Source organism: Parafrankia sp. Ea1.12 (assembly GCF_900465275.1).
In the GTDB taxonomy this organism is placed as follows: Bacteria; Actinomycetota; Actinomycetes; order Frankiales; family Frankiaceae; genus Parafrankia; species Parafrankia soli.
This window is the reverse complement of record NZ_UBIZ01000115.1, coordinates 1-255: the sequence shown is the minus strand read 5'-3', so window position 1 is coordinate 255 and position 255 is coordinate 1. Positions and strand designations below refer to the sequence as shown.

Annotated in this window: 1 protein-coding gene; it reads right to left on the bottom strand. The window is 64.3% G+C overall.

Annotated elements, in window-relative coordinates:
- A partial coding sequence (locus FMEAI12_RS02550) for an integrase core domain-containing protein (RefSeq protein ID WP_146776612.1) occupies window positions 1-255 on the bottom strand: 255 nt, incomplete at both ends.

The following is a 255-nucleotide window of genomic DNA, read 5'->3' as shown; positions in this document are numbered from 1 at the left end:
GGTGCTGAGCGGTGCCTGTTGTTGGAGTGACCGGTGGGGTCGGTGGTGGTTGTAGTGGTCGATGTAGTCGGTGAGGACGGCGGTGGTGTGTTGTTCGCCGAGGATGAGGAGGTGGTCGAGGCATTCGCGGCGGACGGTACCGACCCGGCGTTCCGCGAAAGCGTTCGCGACCGGGGTCCGTACGGGTGTCCGCACGATATCGATGTTGTCGGTGGTGAAGACGGTGTCGAAGACGGCGGTGAACGTCGTGTCGCG